The 15,237-nt window shown below is 67.5% G+C and carries 12 protein-coding genes; all 12 read right to left on the bottom strand.

Features of this window, described 5'->3' with window-relative positions:
* Nucleotides 1–13: 13 nt before the first annotated feature.
* The 12 genes from AC07YS_RS11525 to AC07YS_RS11580 all read right to left on the bottom strand — a co-directional run bounded on the left by AC07YS_RS11525 (nt 14) and on the right by AC07YS_RS11580 (nt 15,233).
* Complete coding sequence (locus tag AC07YS_RS11525; RefSeq protein ID WP_495273712.1) at nt 14–427, bottom strand: hypothetical protein; 414 nt, start codon at nt 425–427, stop codon at nt 14–16.
* A gap of 29 nt (nt 428–456) precedes the next feature.
* The gene (locus AC07YS_RS11530) at nt 457–2,826 is read right to left on the bottom strand and encodes a type VI secretion system Vgr family protein (protein WP_495267868.1); all 2,370 of its coding nucleotides are present in this window, start codon (nt 2,824–2,826) and stop codon (nt 457–459) included.
* Nucleotides 2,827–2,843: 17 nt separating this feature from the next.
* A complete protein-coding gene (gene tssH / locus AC07YS_RS11535) occupies nt 2,844–5,549 on the bottom strand; it encodes a type VI secretion system ATPase TssH (RefSeq protein ID WP_495267867.1) in 2,706 nt (901 codons plus the stop codon).
* A complete protein-coding gene (tssG, locus tag AC07YS_RS11540) occupies nt 5,546–6,706 on the bottom strand; it encodes a type VI secretion system baseplate subunit TssG (protein ID WP_495267866.1) in 1,161 nt (386 codons plus the stop codon). Before tssG ends, tssH begins: the two co-directional genes overlap by 4 nt.
* A complete protein-coding gene (gene tssF / locus AC07YS_RS11545) occupies nt 6,703–8,574 on the bottom strand; it encodes a type VI secretion system baseplate subunit TssF (protein WP_495267865.1) in 1,872 nt (623 codons plus the stop codon). Before tssF ends, tssG begins: the two co-directional genes overlap by 4 nt.
* Nucleotides 8,574–9,119: a type VI secretion system baseplate subunit TssE gene (gene tssE, locus AC07YS_RS11550; protein WP_095949841.1), complete on the bottom strand. Its 546-nt coding sequence runs from the start codon at nt 9,117–9,119 to the stop codon at nt 8,574–8,576. The genes tssF and tssE overlap by 1 nt, the downstream gene beginning before the upstream one ends.
* Nucleotides 9,116–9,988: a type VI secretion system accessory protein TagJ gene (locus AC07YS_RS11555; protein WP_495267864.1), complete on the bottom strand. Its 873-nt coding sequence runs from the start codon at nt 9,986–9,988 to the stop codon at nt 9,116–9,118. The genes tssE and AC07YS_RS11555 overlap by 4 nt, the downstream gene beginning before the upstream one ends.
* A 140-nt stretch (nt 9,989–10,128) precedes the next feature.
* Nucleotides 10,129–10,611 (bottom strand): Hcp family type VI secretion system effector, encoded by a 483-nt coding sequence (locus AC07YS_RS11560; protein ID WP_062473964.1) that lies wholly within the window; start codon nt 10,609–10,611, stop codon nt 10,129–10,131.
* 51 nt (nt 10,612–10,662) lie between these two features.
* Nucleotides 10,663–12,171 carry a type VI secretion system contractile sheath large subunit gene (gene tssC / locus AC07YS_RS11565; protein ID WP_056583649.1) on the bottom strand — a complete coding sequence of 503 codons (1,509 nt, stop codon included), beginning with the start codon at nt 12,169–12,171 and terminating at the stop codon, nt 10,663–10,665.
* The gene (tssB, locus tag AC07YS_RS11570; protein WP_447740098.1) at nt 12,168–12,734 is read right to left on the bottom strand and encodes a type VI secretion system contractile sheath small subunit; all 567 of its coding nucleotides are present in this window, start codon (nt 12,732–12,734) and stop codon (nt 12,168–12,170) included. The genes tssC and tssB overlap by 4 nt, the downstream gene beginning before the upstream one ends.
* A gap of 85 nt (nt 12,735–12,819) precedes the next feature.
* Nucleotides 12,820–13,905 (bottom strand): type VI secretion system protein TssA, encoded by a 1,086-nt coding sequence (gene tssA / locus AC07YS_RS11575; RefSeq protein WP_492687214.1) that lies wholly within the window; start codon nt 13,903–13,905, stop codon nt 12,820–12,822.
* 140 nt (nt 13,906–14,045) lie between these two features.
* The gene (locus AC07YS_RS11580) at nt 14,046–15,233 is read right to left on the bottom strand and encodes a fumarylacetoacetate hydrolase family protein (protein WP_495267863.1); all 1,188 of its coding nucleotides are present in this window, start codon (nt 15,231–15,233) and stop codon (nt 14,046–14,048) included.
* Between the last annotated feature and the right edge of the window lie 4 nt (nt 15,234–15,237).

The following is a 15,237-nucleotide window of genomic DNA, read 5'->3' on the forward strand; positions in this document are numbered from 1 at the left end:
CAGCGGACCTGCTTCAGCGCATCGGCTGGTCGATGGCGACCTCGCGCGATACCGGGTCGAAGCGCAGCTTCACGGAGCGCCCCGGTGCGAAGTCGGCGAGCTTCACCGGGCTGATCGGGGCGACCAGTTCGGTCTCGTAGGCAGGCAATGCGCCCTCAGGCTGTACCTGGAGCTTGAGCCGCACGAGGATATAGATGCGCTCGACCCGCATGCCCGTGTCATGGCTCTCGAGCACCATCGCTACGGCCGGCTGGCCCGTACGAAGCACTCGCTCGGCGCGATCCGTCCCCATCACGTGGCGGTTAACCACACTCTGCTGATGCATCACGCGAAAGACATGGCGCTTGGCCAGCGTGATCAGCACGAATGCCAGCAGCGCGACGACAGCGATGGGGACAATCAGATGCCAGTACTTGGTGAACCACACAGCGAAAAGATCCAACACGCGCCCCAGGCTCAGAGATAGACGGTGATGCCTCTGGGGTTCACCTTGACTTGGGACAAGTCGACTTTTATCGCCTTGTTGTCCGCCGTGTACACCGTCTGGGTGGTGGTGAAGAGGCCGACCGCACCGCTGGCGGAATACACGTCGAATTTGTTGATGGCGCCCGTGAGCGAGTAGGCGTTGAACCCCAGGTTCAGGCCGGCAACGCTGGCCACCACCCCATTCACGAACACGGCAGCGCCATTGATGCTCACGTTGACCCCGTTGATCCCCATGTTGAAGCCCTTGAAGGCAATGCCCCAGTCCGTGAAGGTCACCTTCTTGGCCGACTTGTCCTCCACATGAGGTGCATCCAGGATGATCTTGGTCGGCGACTTGATCGTGATGTCTGCCTTGGTGCTTTCCAGGCGCATCGGGCCATCCGTTGTCGCTGTCAACGACGTGTCCGCATGCACCTTTTGCGCTCCCTTGACGAGATAGTCCTCGTCGCCCTTGACCGTCACCTTCTTCCCCTTGGTTTCTTCGGTATACAGACCGAGCACCGTGGTGTTCTGCGGGCCATCAATGTCTTCCTTGAGCGACGTCCCGATGATTCGCTCTTCCCCCTTGTCTACCGTGTCCTTGCGCTTGCCGGTGACATGGATGGTCTGATTCCCGATGACATCGACCTGCTGGTTGCCGCCATCCACCTTGATGAACTGGTCGCCGCTATTGACGGTGATCTTCTGCGGCCCGCCCTTGTTGACCGTCAAGGTGTGCGGGCCGTTGATCGTCTCCTCCAGCGAGGTGTCGCCGGTGTACGTGTCGGCCCCGTCGATGAAGGTGGTGCGCTCCCCCTCCACCGTGTGCATCTCGTTGTTCTCCACCTCGACCGTCATATCCTTCTGCGCATGGAGCTTGATCGACTCGCTCCCCGGGTCGTCGTCGATGATGAAGTGGTTGGCCAGCTCGCCATCGCCCTTGATGGTGCGGCTGATGAACCCGCTGACCGTCGCCTTCGCCGGCAATTCCAGCGGCGGCATCTGGTCGGCGTTGTAGACACGCCCGATGATGATCGGCCGGTCGGGGCAACCGGCGATGAAGTCGACGATCACCTCCTGCCCCACGCGCGGATGGTTCACCGCGCCGAAGTTGGAGCCCGCCCACGCGCTGGACACGCGCACCCAGCACGAGCTGTCTTCGTTGCGCTGGCCGTAGCGGTCCCAGCGGAACTGCACCTTCACGCGGCCGTACTTGTCGATCCAGATGTCTTCGCCGGGCGGCCCGACCACGGTGGCGGTCTGCGGGCCCTGGGTGCTCGGCACGCGCGTGATGCGGCGCGCGCGGAACGGGAACGAGGTGGGCTGCACGCCGAAGTGAAAGCTGTACTCGCCCGGCATGCCGCCGCTGGCGTAGCCGCCTTCGCGCAGGCTGTACATCACCGAGACGACGAGGTACTCGCGGTTGTCCTCGTTGCGCGGTGCGTTCTGCATGGTGAAGCGGTAGCCGGGCGCCATGCCGCGCACGTTGGTGTGGCCGGTGTCGACCTCGGCCTGGGCCTGCGCCTCCTCAAGGCGGATGCGCGCGTAGTGCTCGCCCTGTCCCGCATCGCTGTAGCCGCCCATCCACTCGTACATCTCGTAGCGGCCGTGGTCGTTGCCGCGCGGCTGGCTGCGCGTGTTGAGCAGGTCGGCCCTGGGCTTCTTGAAGTCGAAGTCGTCGACCACGTAGGTGCCGGGACGGATCTCTTCGGTGACTTCCCACTGGTCGATCACTTCGCGGCCGGGGTCGGTGGCGCGGTCGCTCGCGAGGTAGCCGATCTTCGGATAGCCGGGCAGCGTCTCGTGCGCGCTCATGTCGTCGGCCAGCACCAGCGTGTGCTGGTTCTTGTCGTGCTTGAAGTAGTAGTAGATGCCCTCGTGCTCCATGAGGCGGCTCACGAAGGCGAAGTCGGTCTCCTGGTACTGCACGCAGTACTCCCACTGGCGGTACGAGGCGCTGAGCTTCTTCTCGAAGGCGAAGCCGTACTCGCCCAGCACGTCTTCGAGGATCTCGACCACCGACTTGTTCTGGAAGATCTTGCAGTCGCTGGTGCGCGTGAGGTACCACAGCCACGGCCGCACCGAGGCGCGGTACACGGTGTAGCGCGAGGAGCCGCCCTCGCGCCCGATCATGGTGAAGCGCGTGATCTGGCCGTTGAGGTAGCGCGGAGTGCCGCTCAGCGTCTGTATCTCGAGCGCGAGCGGCTTGCCGAGCAGGCCCTTCATGTCGACCGAGGTGTTCGGGCTCAGCAGGTCGACCTCGAACTCGAACAGCTGCGACAGCCCTTCGCTGCCGTGCATCGAGCGAAACAGCAGCTGTTCTTCTCCGAGCGGGGTGTGGGCTTTGACGACTCTGTCCATGCGGCTCTCCCTTGGGTCTACGCGGGGCGTTCTGAAAACTCGTACTGGAAGTCGTCGCCCGCCGCGCCCAGCTGCACGCCGGCGAGCTTGCGCGCACTGACGGTGGCGCCGATGACTTCCTCGCTCAGCCGGGGCAGGATGGTGTGCGTGAGGATCGCGTCGATCATCCGGCCACCCGACTCTATGGCCGTGCAGCGGCGTGCGACAAGCGCGACGGCGCTGTCGTTGTAAGCCAATGCAATGCCGTGGTTGGCCTGCAGGCGCGCCGCGATGCGGTCCAGCTGCAGGCGAATGATCCGGTGCAGTGCGTCGGCCTGCAGCGGGTAATAAGGCACGACCACCAGCCGCCCGAGCAGCGCGGGCGCGAACACTTTCAGCAGCGGCTCGCGCAGCGCGGCGGCCAGCGGCTCGGGGTCGGGGCGCAGGGTCGGGTCTTCGCACAGCTGCATGACGAGGTCGGTGCCGACGTTCGACGTCATGATGATCACGGTGTTGCGGAAGTCGATGTGCCGGCCTTCGCCGTCTTCCATCCAGCCCTTGTCGAAGACCTGGAAGAAGATCTCGTGCACGTCGGGGTGCGCCTTCTCGATCTCGTCGAGCAGCACCACGCTGTAGGGCCGCCGGCGCACGGCTTCGGTGAGCACGCCGCCTTCGCCATAACCCACGTAGCCGGGCGGCGCGCCCTTGAGCGTGGAGACGGTGTGCGACTCCTGGAACTCGCTCATGTTGATGGTGACGAGGTTCTGCTCGCCACCGTACAGCGCCTCCGACAGCGCGAGCGCGGTCTCGGTCTTGCCCACGCCCGAGGGGCCGCACAGCAGGAACACGCCGACGGGCTTGTTGGGGTTGTCCAGGCGCGCACGCGCGGTGCGGATGCGCCGCGAGATGGTCTCCAGCGCATCGGGCTGCGCGACCACGCGGGCCGACAAAATCTCGCCCAGGCGCAGCACCGACTGCGCGTCGTCGCGCACCATGCGGCCGATGGGAATGCCGGTCCAGTCGGCGACCACGGTGGCGACGGCCTGCGCATCGACGGCCGCGAGGATGAGCGGTGTCTCGCCTTGCAGCTTCACGAGCTGGTCTTGTGCTTCGTTGAGTTCGGCGCGGATGGCCTCGGGTGTTCGCTCGGGCTCGGCAGGCGGTTCTTCTTCGCGGTCATCCTCCGCTTCAGATTGCACCGGCACCGCCGCAGGCGACAGCAGCTTGCGCAACGCGACGATGCGCTCGACCAGCGCCGCTTCTTCCACGCGACGCTGCTCCAGCAGTTCGAGTTCAGCCTGCGCGGCAGCCACCTGCGCCGCGATGTCTTCCACGCGCTGGTGCTCGCCGACCCCGATCGCCGCCTCGCGCCCCGCGATGCCCGACTCGATGCCCAGCACCTCGATGCGCCGCTTCAGATCTTCGAGCGCCGCCGGCAGCGCATGCTGGCTCAGCGCCACGCGCGCGCACGCGGTGTCGAGCAGGCTCACGGCCTTGTCGGGCAACTGCCGCGCGGGAATGTAGCGGTGCGACAGGCTCACGGCCGCTTCGAGCGCGGCATCGAGGATGAGCACGCCGTGGTGCTTCTCCAGTTCGGCCGAGATGCCGCGCAGCATGACCACGGCCTTGGGCTCGGTCGGCTCGTGCACCTGGATGGTCTGGAAGCGCCGCGTGAGCGCCGGGTCTTTCTCGATGTACTTCTTGTACTCCGACCACGTCGTGGCACCGATGGTGCGCAGCCGGCCGCGCGCGAGCGCGGGCTTGAGCAGGTTGGCCGCGTCGCCGGTGCCGGCCGTGCCACCCGCGCCGACCAGCGTGTGCACTTCGTCGACGAACAGCACGATGGGCTTGGGGCTTTTCTCGACCTCGTCGATCACCTGGCGCAAGCGCTGTTCGAACTCGCCCTTCACGCCCGCGCCGGCCTGCAGCAGCGTGGGGTCGAGCACCCACAGCGACACGTCCTTCAGCGAAGGCGGCACGTCGCCGGCCGCGAGGCGCGAGGCCAGGCCTTCGACCACGGCCGTCTTGCCGACGCCGGCCTCGCCGGTGAGCAGCGGGTTGTTCTGGCGGCGGCGCATGAGGATGTCGACGATCTGGCGGATCTCGTCGTCGCGGCCGTACACGGGGTCGAGCTCGCCGGCGCGCGCCTTGGCCGTGAGGTCGCTCGCGTACTTGGCAAGCGCCGAGCCGCCGGCGGCGGGGGCATCGCCCTGGTGCTGCGCCACCGGTGCGCCACCGCCCGCCTCCGACGCGGCGTCGTAGTCGTCTTCCGGCGAGCCTTCGGTCCACGCGGCAAGCTGCGCGACCAGCACGTCGGGCACGAGCTTGTCGAACTCGCGCGAGATGCCCGAGAGCACCTGGCGCAGGCCCGGCGTCTTCACGATGCCCGCGAGCAGGTAGGCGCCGCGGATTGAGGTGGCTTCGAAGCGCAGGCTGGCGTACACCCACGCACGCTCGACCGCGTTGTCGACGTGCTCGGAGATGTCACTGATCGACGTGGCGCCGTGCGGCAGGCGGTCGAGCGCGCGCACGAGGTCCTGCTCGACCGCATCGAGGTTGAGCCCGGCGCGCTTGATGATGCGCAGCAGGTCGCTGTCCTGCAGTTGCAGGATCTGGTGCAGCCAGTGCACGAGCTCCACGTAGGCATTGCCGCGCAGCTTGGCGAAGGCGGTGGCGGTCTCCAATGCCTTGTAGAGCATCGGATTCAACTTGGAGAACAGAGAGACGCGGCGGATGTCGGTCATGAGGGAGCCGGTGCGTTGCGGGAAAAGAGCGCCTCGGGCTGGAACACCATGTCGCCGGCGTCGGTGTCGGACAGGCGGGTGCCGAGCCAGCTGCCCCAGCCCAGGCGCTCGTCGCTGCTCAGCCGCATGCCGCGCGCCTCGGGCTTGCTGAGCACCAGCCGCAGCTCCCAGGCGAATTCGATGCCGACGTACTGGCGCACCCAGTCGACCACCTGCTGCAGCCGTGGGCTGCCGGGCAGGAACTCGCGGAACTGCTGCTGCGACAGCGGGCCGAGTTCGAGCCTGAACTTGCCCTGCGCATCGCGCACCGCCAGGCCGATGGTCGCGCCGCTGCCCAGCCGGTGGTTGCGCCCGAGCTGGCCGATGCGGCTGACCTGGCGCTCGTCGATGTACACCCAGTCGCTCACGAACTCGACCACGCGCACGGGCACGTCGAAGTACAGGCGAAGAATCTGAATCAGCCCTTCGGGGTTGCGCGTCTGGCGCACCAGGTGCCCCGCCATGTGCGTGCGCGCGTGGTCGGCGATGCGGTCGCGCGCCTTCAGGCCGGGCTGCCCCATGTTCATGAGGCTGGCCACGTAGTCGACGAAGCGGTGGCCGTCGGTGCGGTCCAGGCTGTTGACCGACTGTGCATCGGCCCAGGCGCGGTAGAACAGCAGGATCAGCCGGTGATGGAACAGGTCGGCGAACGCGCTGAGCGTGTTGTCGGCGTGGTGGCGTTTGCGCTCGCGTGCGTACTCGGTCAGGTGCAGCGGCAGCGGGCCGTTGGGACCGAAGAGACCAAAGCCGTAGATCGAGATGCGCGGCGCGCCGTCTTCGTCCACCTCGACGCCCGACACGTTCGACGGCGCGAAGGCCATCGAGGGCTCCTGCCCCAGCCGCAGCGGCTCGTCGCGCGGGCGCGGCGCGCGGCCCAGCAGCGGGTGGCCGCCTTGCGCATCGAGCCGACGCAGCAGCATGAACAGGTCGTGCTCGAAGGGCTGCTCGACGAGCCGGGCCCACAGCGCGGGGTCGGCCTCGGGCACGCCGCGGCGCGGCGGGGCTTTCGCCTTCGCGTGCGCCGGGCTGCGCGCCTCGACGGCCGCCTCGTCGCGCGCCTCGGCCTCTGCCGGCAGCGTCTGCAGCATGGCGTCGTCGGTGAGGCCGGTCGTGCTCATACGGTGGGGCGGCGTCCCACGCGCGGGGTCCAGCGCGCAATTTCGCCGCGCTGCAGGCTGGACAGCGCGAACTCGGTGAAGGCGTTGAGCGACACGTGCCGGCTGAAGAACTGCTCCAGCACGGCGCCGAACAGGTACGGGCTCGTGCCCGAGAACGCGACCTCGTCGATCTGCAGCGCAATCTCCACGCCGCGCCCGAACACGATCGGCCCCGGCTCGGGCAGGCGACGGAACACCGGCGCCAGCGCCATCGAGCGCACGCCCTGGATCTGCCGGCGCACGGCCGGGTCGGCGAGGTTGCCGTACAGGTCGAGCATCTCGCGCAGCGCGGCGGCGCCCTGCGTGGCATCGACGTCGGTCAGGCTCAGGTAGTTCAGGCCCAGGTGGCTGATGAGGCGCCAGGTGAGCGCGCCCTCGGCCAGCGCCGGGTACGGCCGCGACGGCCCGCGCAGGATGCGCACGCCGCGCACCGGTGCCGACACGCGCAGCGTGAAGTCCGATTCGAGCCCGGTGGGCAGCAGCAGCGGCAGGTCGCGGTTGGTGCACAGCGCGTCGATGGTGATGTGGCGCAGGCTGTGCGGGAACGGCGCGTCGTGCTGGTCGACCAGCGACACGTACACCTCGCTGCCGGTGTAGCTGGTGCGCGTGCCCTGCGCGCGTGCGCGGTCGGACACCAGGCGCGGCTCGCGGCGCAGCGAGAAGTAGGCGCCGAAGTCGCCGTCGTCGGACGCGAACGAACCGAGGAAGGGCCGGAACTCGCGCTCTTCCGAGCCGTTGGCCATGTGGCCCGTGACGCGCTCGACGGTGAAGATCTCGAAGTCGCGCGGGCGCGTGCGGTCGATCACCGCATGGTGCTCGTGCTGGCCCGGCCCGACCGGGATGCGGTCGCTGCGGCGCGGCACGAGGTTGATGATGGGCGTGCAGAACAGCGAGAAGTGCCTGACATCGACCAGCCGCTCCAGATCGGCGTCGGCGCGGTCGAGCAGGATCACGATCTCCATCGTGGTGCCGCCGATGGCCGAGGCCGCCGCGCGCAGGTGCTTCACGCTGACGAACAGGTAGCGCTCGGGAAAGGCGAAGTACTCGTGCAGCAGCCGGTAGCCCTGGAACGAACGCGCGTCGTAGGGCAGCAGCGACTGCTCGGGGTCGAAGCCCTCGTGGCGGATCGCCTCGTCGCCCAGCGGCACGATGCGCGCCGTGCTGCCGGGGCCGGCACGGCACACGGTGGCCACGCTGTGGTGGGCCACCAGTTCGAGCACGCGCAGCGCATGCAGCTCGGCGCCCGAGAGAAAGAACTCGAGCCGATCCAGCGGCATCTCGGAGAAGCGCGCGCCGCCCACGGCTTCGAGCTTGATGGTGATCGCGCTCTTCGCCTGGCGCGCCGCCATCGGCAGCGCATGCGCGATCTCGGCCGGCACCGGGCCGAGGCTCGCCTCGGCAATCTTGATGGGCCACAGCGTGACGGCATGGCCCGTGCGGAACTCGCAGGCCGTCTGCTCGCCCTTGATCATGCGGCCGCGCAGGAGCGTGTGGCGCGGCAGCTCGTAGCCCGCCTTCAGCGAGCCTTCGTTGAGGTTGCCGTCGATCTGCACCACGGCCATCGCGGGCAGCGGCGCGAGGAAGTTGGGGTACACCACTTCGAGCAGGCGCTGCGAGAAGCGCGGAAACTCCGCGTCCATCTTGAGCTGGATGCGCGCCGTGAGAAAGCTGAAGCCTTCGAGCAGGCGCTCCACGTACGGGTCGCTGACCTCGATGCCGCGCATGCCCAGGCGGCCCGCGATCTTGGGGTAGCGCTGCGCGAACTCGGCCCCGAGCTCGTGCATGTAGGTGAGTTCGCGGTTGTAGTAGTCGAGGAGCTTGGCGTCCATCACAGCCCTCCTGTCGGCCGCAGCACCATGTGCCCGCTTTCAAGGTCCAGCTCCGAACGCAGGATGAATTCGATCGGGTACGGCACCGACCACAGCGTGCCGCGGATCTCCAGTGCGAGCAGGTTGTGGTGCTCCAGGTCGGTCGCATCGGTCACGCAGCGCACGTCGATGCTGTCTTTCATGATGCGCGGCTCGAAGTCGATGATGGCCGCGCGGATGGCCGCTTCGACATCGGCGAAGTCGACCTCCGACATGCGCCCGCCGGCCCAGCCGCGCACGCCGTAGTTCACCACCGAGCCGCGCGCGCGCGGCATGCCGTTGATGCGGTGCTCGGCGCCGAAGTTGGTGGTGTTGAGCAGCCACTGCAGGTCGCGCAGCACCGAGTCGCGCAGCAGCTTGCCGCTCATGAGGAAGGCGCCCGCGCGCTCCTGGCCGTTCTGCGGCGCCTTGTCGGTGAGGCGGTCGAGCAGCACGGGCTGCAGGCGGTCGCGCGCGACGCTTTCCTGGGCGTCGCCGTCGATGTCGGTAGTGACGGCGGGGGTCACGGGACCGCGCCTTCCGTCGCTGCGGCGAACTCGATGCGCCGCAGGTCGAGCAGCGAATGGTCACCGGCCTCGCTGATCAGCGTGCGCTGGCCGATGCCCGCGAATTGGTCGTCGCCCGCGAGCGGCTGCCAGTCGGTGCGGCGGCCCAGCGCGGTCTCGTCGTCGAGGCTGTCGAGCGCGCCCGGGTAGCGCACCGGCACGAGGCCGTTGAGGCCGCGCCCGTCGTGCAGCTCGATCTCGGCCGGCGCCCACAGCAGGTCGACCAGATGTTGCGGGCGCGAGAACTTGATGCGGCGCACCGCCGGCAGCGGCAGCCACGCATAGCCCGAGGGCGTGAACAGTTCGAGCACGGCGCCGATGCGCGCGTCGCCGTCGCACAGCCAGGCGAAGTCGCTGTGCGCCGCGGGCTCGCCGTCGAGCGCCTGCACGGCCCGCGCATCGGAGCGGTCGACGGTGGTCAGCGTGCCCTGCAGCGCCGGCGCCGCATCGCGCGCGGCTTCGCGCAGCGCGGCGGCCTCGTCGGCACGTTCGGCGGGCAAGACGGCGGCGCCGAGCAGCTGCTCGACCCAGTCGGCATTGCCCGAGACGATGGCCGGCGTGCGTCCGCCGCCGGCCCAGAAGTCGCTGCGCTCGCGCTCGCCCCGCAGGGCCATCGCGCAGGTGACGCTGGCCGGCGTGAAGGTGGGGTCGAGCTTGGTCGCGAGCTTGAGCTGGTCTTCGGCCCGCTGCCATTCGCCGCGCAGCGCGAGGAAGTGGCACAGGGCAAGGCGCAGGCCGGCATTCTGGGGACTGGCGCGGATCTGCCGCTGTACCCATTCGGTGTGCTCGGCCACGGAGCGCTCGCCCAGCACTGCAAACCCATCGCCCATGAAACTTCCCCGTTGACTGGCTGAAAGGTGAAAGGCGGCGCGCCGCGAAGGGGCGCCGCGAGAGACAGACAAACGGCTGTGGACCGCCGGCGGGGGCTGCATGGCCCTGAAGGCCACGGCCCCGCCGCGCAACAAGGAAATCAGGCTTCCTTGTTTTCCTTGATGTTCCAGCCCAGCACCGTCTCGGCGCCCTTGCCGCCCTTGTCGGTCTGTTCCCAGTACTGCTGTTTCACCTTCGCGGCCTGGAAGGCGTACTGCACGAGCACCGCATCGCCGCCCTGCTCGGCCGTGTACTGCACCGAGGTGACGAGCACCTCTTCGAGCGTGACGCGCGTGTATTCGATCTGCGAGCCGCCGGCCTTGCACACGGCCACTTCGACCTTGCTCAGGTGCTTGCCGCTCGCGCAGTTCTTCAGCACGGAAGGCGCCGCCTTGTCGATGCGCGCGAGCACCTGCAGGTCGTTGAAGCTGGCCTTGCCCACGCCACCGCCACCGCCGCTGACCATGTTGCCAGGCTGCGTCGCTCCCCATGCAAACGACTTGATGTCGGTCCAGTCCTTGTGGTTGGAGTCCTTGGACTCGCCGTTTGCACCCTCGACGCGCATGAACATGTCTACTGCCATGATTGACCCCCAAAAGTTATCGATGAATTGCCCGGTAGCGGGACAGTGGAATTAGCTGCTGTCCTTCTTGTTGGACGGCAGCTTCGAAACCAGCCGCAACGACACCGTCAGCCCCTCGAGCTGGTAGTGCGGCCGGAGAAAAAACTTGGCGGCGTAGTAGCCGGGGTTGTCCTCGATGGCTTCCACCTGGACCTCGGCCGCCGCCAGCGGCTTCATCGCCTTCGTGTCCTGCGACGAGGTGCCGGGGCTGCCGTCGACGTAGTTCATGATCCAGTCGTTGAGCCAGCGCTCCATGTCCTCGCGCTCGCGGAACGAACCGATCTTGTCGCGCACGATGCACTTCAGGTAGTGCGCGAAACGGCAGCAGGCGAACAGGTACGGCAGGCGCGCCGCCAGGTTGGCGTTGGCCGTGGCATCGGCGTCGTAGTACTCGGCCGGCTGCTGCAGCGACTGCGCGCCGATGAAGGCCGCGAAGTCGGAGTTCTTGCGGTGCACCAGCGGCATGAAGCCGTTCTTGGCGAGCTCGGCCTCGCGCCGGTCGCTGATGGCGATCTCGGTCGGGCACTTCATGTCCACGCCGCCGTCGTCGGTCGGGAAGGTGTGCGTGGGCAGGTTCTCGACCGCGCCGCCCGACTCCACGCCGCGGATCGAGGTGCACCAGCCGAACTGCTTGAACGAGCGGTTGATGTTCACGCCCATCGCATAGGCCGAGTTGGCCCAGGTGTAGCGCGTGTGCAGCGCCGAGTCGGTTTCTTCCTCGAACTCGAACTCGTCGACCGGGTTGGTGCGCGCACCGTAGGGCAGGCGCGCCAGGAAGCGCGGCATGGCCAGGCCGATGTAGCGCGCATCTTCCGAATCGCGCAGCGAGCGCCACGCGGTGTGCTCGGTGTTCTGGAAGATCTTGGTCAGGTCGCGCGGGTTCGACAGCTCCTGCCACGAGTCCATCTGCATCACGGTGGGCGAGGCGCCGGCGATGAAGGGGCAGTGCGCGGCGGCGGCGATCTTGGCCATCTCGCCGAGCATCTCGACGTCGGGCGGGCTGTGGTCGAAGTGGAAGTCGCCGATCAGCGCGCCGAAAGGCTCGCCGCCGAACTGGCCGTACTCGGCCTCGTAGATCTTCTTGAACATCGGGCTCTGGTCCCAGCCGATGCCCTTGTGGCGCTTGAGCGAGCGCGCCACTTCGCGCTTCGATGCGCACATGACGCGGATCTTCAGCTGCTCGTCGGTCTCGGTGTTGTTCACGAGGTAGTGCAGGCCGCGCCATGCACCTTCGAGCTGCTGGAAGTCTTCGTGATGCAGGATCTGGTTGATCTGCTCCGACAGCTTGCGGTCGATCTCCGTGATGATGGCCTGCACGCTGCGGTAGGCGTCGTTCGAGATGGTGACGGTGTTCTCGAGCGCCTGCACGGCCAGCGTCTTGACGGCGTTCTCCACCGCCTCGCGCGCCTGCTCGGTCTTGGGCTTGAACTCGCGCTGCAGGAGGTCGGAGAACTCGTTGGGCTCGAGCGCTTCGACGGTGGCGGTGCGGGCGCGTGCGCCTTGCTGGGATGCGGTGCTCATGGTGCGGTCCTGTCGTCGGCTTGCTTGGCTGCGGCATCGGCGGCCGCCTGCGCGACCGCGGGGTTGGGCGCGGATGCCAGCGACTTGAGCAGCGCCGGGTTCTGCAGCGCCTGCGCAATGAGTTGCTCGGCGCCGTTCTTGCCGTCCATGTACGAGAGCAGGTTCGACAGCTCGGTGCGCGCCTCGAGCAGCTGCTGCAGCGCATCGACCTGCCGTGCAATGCGCGCGGGCGAGAAGTCGTCCATGCTGTCGAAGGTGATGTCCACGTTCATCTGGCCTTCGCCGGTGAGCGTGTTGGGCACCTGGAACGCGACGCGCGGCTTGATCGACTTCATGCGCTCGTCGAAGTTGTCGATGTCCACCGCCATGAACTCGCGCTCCGCGAGGTCGGGCATCGGATCGGTCTGCTTGCCGGCGAGATCGGCAATGACGCCCATCACGAAAGGCAGCTGGATCTTGCGTTCGCTGCCGTAGATCTCGACGTCGTACTCGATCTGCACGCGCGGCGCCCGGTTGCGCGCGATGAACTTCTGACCACTGTTCCTGACACGGTTGTCTGCCATAAGCGTCCTCTTGAAACTGAATGCATGGGTCGTACCGGTCGACCGGTGCCGGCGCGTTGTTCCTGCTCGCCGGCAGCAACGGCCGCTAGGGCAATGCGGCGTCGCCGTTCAACGGGCGGCCGGCAAGGCTTTCTATCTTTTGCAATCCCTCGGGCACGAGCTCTTCGATGATCTGGAAGAAGTTGAGGTCCATCAGCCGCTGGGCCCTGCGGATCAGCATGGGTGCCGGATGGCTCGGTTCCGTTCGTTCCAGGAACTCGCATGCTTTTTCCAACAACACTTGCACATCTTCACGAGCCGATATTTCAATCTCTTGAATACGCAGCGGGCGCACTGCAGCCTGCGTGGCCGCTGCAACGTGCGCTGCGGGTGCGTGCACGTGCGCCGCACCGCTTGTGTCTTCTGCACCGCCCACTGCCGACGCCTGCGGCACTTCGCTGTGCGGCTGCTCCGGCAGCAACTGGCCCACGGTGCGCAGCGACCGTTCGAGCCGTGAAAAATCGGGCGCCCAACTCTGGCCCAGCGCGCGCTCGCAGGTCTCGCGGATGCGCTGCAGCAGTGCCAGAGCCTCACGCAGGGCCACGACCGGCGCCGCCGCCTTGTCGTGTGCACGGCGTGCGGCCTCGCGCAGGCGCCCCACGCCGCCGGGGTAGTCCACCTGGTCGCTCTTGCTCGAATCGAGCAGCGCCTCGACCTGCCGCAGGCTCATCGCCGTGCCACCGTCTTCGAGCAGCCGCGCATCGCGCACGCTGCGTCCGAGCCCTTCGGCTTCGGCCAGTGCGGCCAGCGCATTCATGCGCGGCAGCGGGTCTTCGTTCGTGCCATCGACGACGCGCGGATGCACGTCGTTCCAGAAAGTCTGCAGCACCGCATCGACCTGGCGCAGCCCGTCGACATAGCCGGGCAGGCCGCGGCTTTCGGTCCATGCGAGCGTGAGCGGCACCAGCACGCGCAGGTCGCGCGTGCGTACGCACAGCTGCCGTGCGATGCGGTCTACGCGCGCCCAGTCGGGCGGCTCGGCGGGAATGATGGTGTCGCCGAACTGCTGCTCGCGCTTGCCCGTGGCCGCCTGTTGGAGCGCCATGAAATCGGCGTCGTATTCCAGATCTTCACCACAGGGAAGCGGGCCCTCGACGGGCGTCTGCAACAGATCGATCTCATTCGGCAGCAACCACGACTCCCTTGATTTATCCACTCGCGATGGTAGTCATCTTGAGGGTAAGAAGAGGCATGGTCAACCGCAACAGAATGCAAAGTGCAGCCTCTGAATTCCAAAGGAGTACATCTGCTTTTAAAGTGCAGAAGTACGGGCTACAGCAGCCGACGCGACGCGAGGTTGCGCATCAACGCACCGAGGCCGAAAGACCACCGCGGCGCCTGGTCTGCATGCACGACGCGGTTGTTCAACGCACCCAATTCAGGGGCCGCGATGCGCACATGGTCGCCCACCACGTGCGTGAATCCTTGCCCCGGTCCGTGACGGTCTTGTGTCGGCGCGAACATCGTGCCCAGAAACAACATGAAACCGTCTGGGTAGGCGTGGTGGCGGTTGAGTGTCTGTGCCACGAGGTCGAGCGGATCGCGGCTGATCTTCGCGAGCGAGCTCGAACCTTCGAGCGTGAAGCCCTCGGGGCCCGTCACGTTCAACGCGACCGTGATGCGACGCACATCGGCGATGCCGAAGTGCGCATCGAACAGACGGATGAACGGCCCGATGGCGCACGAGGCGTTGTTGTCCTTGGCCTTGCCCAGCAGCAGTGCGCTGCGGCCTTCGAAGTCGCGCAGGTTGACGTCGTTGCCGAGCGCGGCGCCCAGCGTCTCGCCGCGGCTGTTCACCGCGAGCACGACCTCGGGCTCGGGGTTGTTCCAGGCCGAGTCCGCGTGGATGCCCACGTCGGCGCCCGTGCCCACGGCCGCGAGCACCGGTGCCTTGGTGAAGACCTCGGCGTCGGGGCCGATGCCGACCTCGAGGTACTGCGACCACATGCCTTGCGCGATGAGCACGTCCTTCACCTTCATCGCTTCGGGCGAGCCCGGCACGATGTCGGCGAGGTTGTCGCCCAGCACATCGCCGATGGCCGCGCGCGTGGCCTCGGCGCGCGAGGCATCGCCGCGTGCCTGTTCTTCGATCACGCGTTCGAGCAGGCTGGCGACGAAGGTCACGCCGCTGGCCTTCACGACCTGCAGGTCGCAAGGGGCGAGCAGCCAGGCCTGGTTGTTGTCGCGCGTGCTTTCGTCACTGTTGGCGAGCACGGCATCGAGTGCGGCGATGCGCGGCGCGGTGCCACTCTGCAGTGCCGCGCGCACGGCTTCGGCCGGCGAGCCCTGGCCTTCGAGCAGGTCGCTCATGGTGGGCGCGAGCGTCGACAGGTCGTGCAGGCCATCGCCCTGCACGGCCACCAGCACCGGGCCCACGCCGGGTTGCCAGAGACGGCCGACAAGGGTGGCGCGCTCGGCGTCGCGGGGCAGGCTGGAAGCGGTCGAAAGGTCCAAAGGCATGGTG

This window comes from Variovorax sp. GW458-11-26-14-LB1, assembly GCF_059423965.1.